Genomic DNA, 3,648 nt, shown 5'->3' with positions numbered 1-3,648 from the left:
GCTGGGGCTGACCCCGATCGCGCGGGTGCACACCGCCGTCCTGGCCGGTGCCGACCCGGTGATCATGCTGACCGCGCCGATCCCGGCCACGCAGAAGGCACTGGCGAAGTCGGGGCTGTCGGTCGACCAGATCGGCGCGTTCGAGGTCAACGAGGCCTTCGCGCCGGTGCCGCTGGCCTGGCTGGCCGACATCGGCGCCGACGCCAAGGCACTCAACCCCAACGGCGGCGCGATCGCGCTGGGTCACCCGCTGGGTGGCTCGGGTGCCCGGCTGATGACGACGCTGGTGCACCACATGCGCGACAACGGCATCCGCTACGGGCTGCAGACCATGTGCGAGGGCGGCGGCCAGGCCAACGCCACCATCCTCGAGCTCCTCTGACGCCGCACGTCGGCGTGGGCGACGAGCACGGCGACCGAGCCGACGTGGACCTCGCCGACCTCACCAGCCGGCTCGGGCACTGGGCCACGAGCGAGGTGTGCCCAGGTGCGCGCATCGCAGGACTCCAGCCCATGCCCGGGAACGCCGGGCTGAGCTTCGGATTCGACGTCGTCGACCGGGCCGGCGTAGTCCGTCGGTCGTTGGTCGTCCGCTTCGCCCCGCCCGGGGTACGGCGCAGCGGCAACACCGACGTGCTCCGGCAGGTGCCGCTGCTGCAGGCTCTGGAGAAGGCCGGTGTCCCCGTCGCGCCGCTCATCTGGTGGACCGGCGACCCGAAGTGGTTCGGCACCGACGCGATCGTCCAGGAGCGGCTGCCCGCGACATCGCTGAACCCCTGGGATCCCGCACCCGCCGGCCGGCACCCGGACACAGGGGTGTATCTGAGCCGGGCGGTCGAGACGCTGGCACGCATCCACGCCGTGGACTGGCGGAGCCTGCTGGCCGGCTGGGAGCAGCCGCGTGCGGTGGCCGCGGAGATCGGGTTCTGGGATCGACTGCTGAGAAAGCACCCCGAGCCCGCGTGGGCCGAAGCCGGGCAGCGGCTGGCCAGCGAGCTGCTGGGCGCCGATCCCGGCGGTCACCGGACCGGCCTCTTCCACGGGGACTACCACACCAACAACCTCCTGTTCGACCACCGGACCGCTGCCGTGGCCGCCGTCGTCGACTGGGAGATCGCCGGGATCGGGGCCACCGGCCTGGACCTCGGCTGGCTGATGCTCATGACCGACCCGTCGTGCTGGCACTCATCGTGGAGCGCACGGATGCAGGTGGCGGCCGACCCGGCCCAGCTGCGTCGGGAGTACGAGGAGGCCGCGGGGGTGCTGGTGCCCGCCGCCGTCTGGTACCAGGCACTGGCCTGCTACCGCTTCGGGGCCATCGCGGGCTTCAACGTCCGGCTGCACCGCACCGGACGACGGCCCGACCCCCTGTACGAGGACATGGCCAGCTCGGTCCCGGTCTTCTTCGCCCGCGGCCTGGACCTGGTGCACGGTGATTGACCCGACCCGGACCTCCGGGGACGAGCTGGACGGCAAGGTCGCGCTGGTCACCGGCGGCAGCCGCGGGATGGGCCGTGAGATGGTGCATGCCTTCGCCGAGCGGGGCGCGCGGGTGGTGATCGCCAGCCGCAAGCTCGAGAACTGCCGGAGCCTCGCCGACGAGGTCGAGCAGCGCTACGGCGTCGAGGCCCTGCCGGTGGCGGTCAACGTCAGCGACTGGGAGCAGTGCGACCGGCTCGCCGACGCCGTCCACGACCGGTTCGGCCGGGTCGACGTCCTGGTCAACAACGCCGGGCTCTCCCCGCTGTACCCGAGCCTGCCCGAGGTCACGGCGGAGCTGTTCGACAAGGTGATCGGGGTCAACCTCCGCGGGCCGTTCCGGCTCACCGCCCTCATCGGCACGCGCATGGCCGAGGGCGACGGGGGCACGGTGGTCAACATCGGCTCCGTCGAGGCGATTCGCCCGCAGGCGCTCGCGCTGCCCTACGCCGCGGCCAAGGCCGGTCTGCACGTCCTCACCGAGGGGTTCGCCCAGGCCCTGGCCCCGAAGGTGCGCGTCAACACGGTGCAGGCCGGCCCGTTCCTCACCGACATCGCCACGCACTGGCCCGACGGCATGCGGGAGCGGGTCGAGGGCGCGGTGGCGCTGGGTCGCTGCGCCGAGCCGGGCGAGATCGTCGGTGCCGTCCTGTTCCTGGCCACCTCGGCGTCCTCGTACGTCACCGGCGCGGTGCTGCGGGTCGACGGCGGCTGGCGGTAGGTCATCCCCTTTCGAGCGAGCGAGGAGCGCGAACCGTGTGGAGCTTCGAGACCGACCCGGACTTTCAGCAGGAGCTGGACTGGATCGACTCGTTCGTGCGCGAGAAGGTGCAGCCGCTGGACCACCTGCTGGGCAGCCAGTGGGACATCCACGACGCGGAGTTCGTGCGGCTGGTCCGGCCGCTGCAGGCCGAGGTGAAGGCCCGCGGGTTGTGGGCCTGCCACCTGGGCCCCGAGCTGGGCGGCAAGGGCTACGGCCAGCTGAAGCTCGCCCTCATGAACGAGAAGTTCGGGATGGCCCGCTTCGGCCCCATCGTCTTCGGCGCCCAGGCGCCCGACACCGGCAACTCCGAGATCCTCGCCGCATTCGGCACGCCGGAGCAGAAGGTGAGGTACCTGGAGCCGCTGCTGGCCAACCAGGTCGTCTCCTGCTTCGCGATGACCGAACCGCAAGGCGGCGCCGACCCGCTCGGCTTCCGCACCTCCGCGGTCCTCGACGGCGACACCTGGGTGGTCAACGGCGAGAAGTGGTTCGCGTCCGAGGCCGCGACGGCGGCCTTCTTCATCGTCATGGTGGTCACCGATCCCGCGGTCGAGAACCCCTACCGGCGCGCGTCGATGCTCATCGTCGACGCCGGCACCCCCGGGCTGGAGATCGTGCGCAACTACGGGTTCTACGGCGAACCCGAGGACACCCACGCGCACCTGCGGTTCACCGACGTCCGGGTGCCGGCGACCAACATGCTCGGCGGGCGCGGCGAGGCGTTCGCCGTCGCCCAGACGCGGCTCGGAGGTGGCCGCCTGCACCACGCGATGCGCACCATCGCCCAGGCCCAGCGGGCCTTCGAGATGATGTGCGAGCGGGCCGTCTCGCGCACCACCAAGGGGCAGCGGCTGGCCGACCTCCAGATGGTGCAGGAGAAGGTGGCCGACAGCTGGGTGCAGCTGCGGCAGTTCCGGCTGCTGGTGCTGGAGACCGCCTGGCTGGCGGACCAGGGCAAGGACTGGCGGGCCATCCGCCTGCACGTCTCGGCGGTCAAGGCGGCGATGCCCCAGGTGCTGCACGACATCGCGGCCCGCGCGCTGCAGGTGCACGGCTCGTTGGGCCTCAGCCACGAGATGCCGTTCGCCGAGTGGGTCGTCAACTCCTTCCACGTCGGCCTGGCCGACGGGCCCACCGAGGTGCACAAGCAGGTCGTTGCGCGGGAGGTGCTCAAGGACGCGGTGCCGGCCGAGGGGATGTTCCCGTCCTACGTGCGGCACGAGCAAGCGCGACAGGCCCGGGCCCTGTACGGCGTCAGCGCAGCAGGGAGCGGGCGATGACCATGCGCTGGATCTGGTTGGTCCCCTCGTAGATCTGGGTGATCTTGGCGTCGCGCATCATGCGCTCGACGGGGAAGTCCTGGGTGTAGCCGGCACCGCCGAAGAGCTGCACGGCGTCGGTGGTCA

Annotated in this window: 4 protein-coding genes and 1 pseudogene; 4 read left to right on the top strand and 1 reads right to left on the bottom strand. The window is 71.7% G+C overall.

Annotated elements, in window-relative coordinates:
- From ACI8AF_RS27470 to ACI8AF_RS27455, 4 genes and pseudogenes are all read left to right on the top strand, one after another.
- A pseudogene (locus tag ACI8AF_RS27470) lies at positions 1-382 on the top strand (acetyl-CoA C-acetyltransferase); the annotation flags it as partial.
- A gap of 131 nt (positions 383-513) precedes the next feature.
- Positions 514-1,440 carry a phosphotransferase family protein gene (locus ACI8AF_RS27465; RefSeq protein ID WP_456542958.1) on the top strand — a complete coding sequence of 309 codons (927 nt, stop codon included), beginning with the start codon at positions 514-516 and terminating at the stop codon, positions 1,438-1,440.
- Positions 1,433-2,200, top strand: coding sequence for an SDR family NAD(P)-dependent oxidoreductase (locus tag ACI8AF_RS27460; RefSeq protein ID WP_456542957.1), 768 nt, complete (start codon positions 1,433-1,435; stop codon positions 2,198-2,200). Before ACI8AF_RS27465 ends, ACI8AF_RS27460 begins: the two co-directional genes overlap by 8 nt.
- A gap of 35 nt (positions 2,201-2,235) precedes the next feature.
- The gene (locus ACI8AF_RS27455; protein ID WP_456542956.1) at positions 2,236-3,522 is read left to right on the top strand and encodes an acyl-CoA dehydrogenase family protein; all 1,287 of its coding nucleotides are present in this window, start codon (positions 2,236-2,238) and stop codon (positions 3,520-3,522) included.
- On the opposite strand, the gene ACI8AF_RS27450 is transcribed toward ACI8AF_RS27455, so the two are convergent.
- Positions 3,497-3,648: acyl-CoA dehydrogenase family protein (locus ACI8AF_RS27450; RefSeq protein WP_456542959.1), on the bottom strand; the 152-nt coding region annotated here is incomplete at its 5' end. The two genes, ACI8AF_RS27455 and ACI8AF_RS27450, sit on opposite strands and share 26 nt — an antisense overlap.

The organism is Blastococcus sp. SYSU D00669 (assembly GCF_054050715.1).
This window is presented reverse-complemented; position numbering and strand designations above follow the sequence as displayed.

Bases quoted from the DNA above. Each gene is read 5' to 3' on its own strand.
- ACI8AF_RS27465 (WP_456542958.1), top strand. From the start codon at position 514: ATGCCCGGGAACGCCGGGCTGAGCTTCGGATTCGACGTCGTCGACCGG.